Consider the following 1345-nt stretch of genomic DNA (forward strand, 5'->3'; position numbering starts at 1 on the left):
CCTGTTCTCTGTTCCCCTGTTCCCCTGTTCCCCTGTTCTCTGTTCCCCTGTTCTCTGTTCCCCTGTTCCCCTGTTCTTCATAGGAGACCACGATGTTCAACCGCCTGATTGCCCTGCTGCTACTTGCTGGCCTATTGGTAGCCTGCGGGAGCGCCCCACAACAACCCGCAGCAGCGCCAATGCCAACGAGTGAGGCTGCTGAAGCCCCTGCGTTACGTCAAGTAACCTTGGCGATGTCCTACATCCCCAATATCCAATTTGCGCCCTACTATGTCACGGCGGCCCAGGGCTATTTTGCCGAAGAGGGTATCGAAGTCAACTTTGATTACAACTATGAAACCGATGTATTGCAACGTGCCGCCAATTGGCCTGCCGACAATATCGCCTTTGCGACCGCTTCGGGAACCTCGACGCTGCTGGCGCGCCAGCAGGGCATTCCGGTCAAAACGGTGATGACGCTCTACCAGGAGTTTCCGGTGGTCTTTTTTGCCAAGCGTGCCACTGGCTTAACGCAGGCCAGTGATCTCATCGGCAAGACGGTGGGCATTCCTGGCAATTTTGGCGAGAGCTACTATGGCTTGTTGGCAGTGCGTTATGCCAACGATCTGGACGAGAGCGCCTTCCCGGTTGAGGTAATCGGTTTTACCCAAGCCCAGGCGGTGTTGGAGGATCAGGTGCAGGTGGCCCTGGGTTACGCGATGAACGAGCCGGTGCTGCTCCGTCAGCAAGGCGAAGCGGTTGATGTACTGCGCGTGGCGGATGTCTATGATCTCGCCGCCAATGGGATTGTGGTGAGTGAGCAACTCTTGGCAGAAGAGCCTGAGTTGGTACGCGGCTTTATTCGGGCGGCCTTGCGTGGCCTGCAAGACACGCTCGACAACCCCGATCTCGCTTTTGACTTGAGTTTAGCCTTCATCCCCGAAGCGCAATTGAGCGATGTGGAGCTTCAGCGCCAAGTGCTGATCGAGAGTCTGCCCTACTGGCACAGTTCCATCACTGCTGCCGAGGGCTTGGGCTTTACCGATATTGCAGTGTGGCAGCGCACCGAGCAATTCATGCGCGATGTCAACCTCTTGGCTGGGCCGGTTGCAGTTGAGGAAGCGTTTACGAATGAGTTTTTACCGTAAGGGAAGGTTCGTAGCCCCTTTACTGTTTGCGAGGACGCGAAGACGCGAGGACGTGATGACACGCAGTCTCGCCTCTTCGCCTCACGCATCCTCTTTTCTGTATCCTTCCCTGATGCATCCAAGGCGCTCTGAAGCCTCAGCCCTATTTCCTATCTCCTATCTCCTATCTCCTATCTCCTATCTCCTATCTCCTATCTCCTATCTCCTATCTCCTATCT

General features: G+C 55.7%; 1 protein-coding gene. It reads left to right on the plus strand.

Annotated elements, in window-relative coordinates; all coding sequences use genetic code 11:
* Positions 1 to 92 precede the first annotated feature (92 nt).
* Positions 93 to 1127, plus strand: a complete 1035-nt coding sequence (locus CJ255_RS21980) for an ABC transporter substrate-binding protein (RefSeq protein ID WP_097646200.1) — start codon at positions 93 to 95, stop codon at positions 1125 to 1127.
* The last annotated feature ends 218 nt before the right edge of the window (positions 1128 to 1345 follow it).

The organism is Candidatus Viridilinea mediisalina (assembly GCF_002532535.1).
In the GTDB taxonomy this organism is placed as follows: domain Bacteria; phylum Chloroflexota; class Chloroflexia; order Chloroflexales; family Chloroflexaceae; genus Viridilinea; species Viridilinea mediisalina.

What these genes read in the sequence shown, in the direction of transcription:
- CJ255_RS21980 (WP_097646200.1), top strand. Translation starts at nt 93, where the DNA reads ATGTTCAACCGCCTGATTGCCCTGCTGCTACTTGCTGGCCTATTGGTA.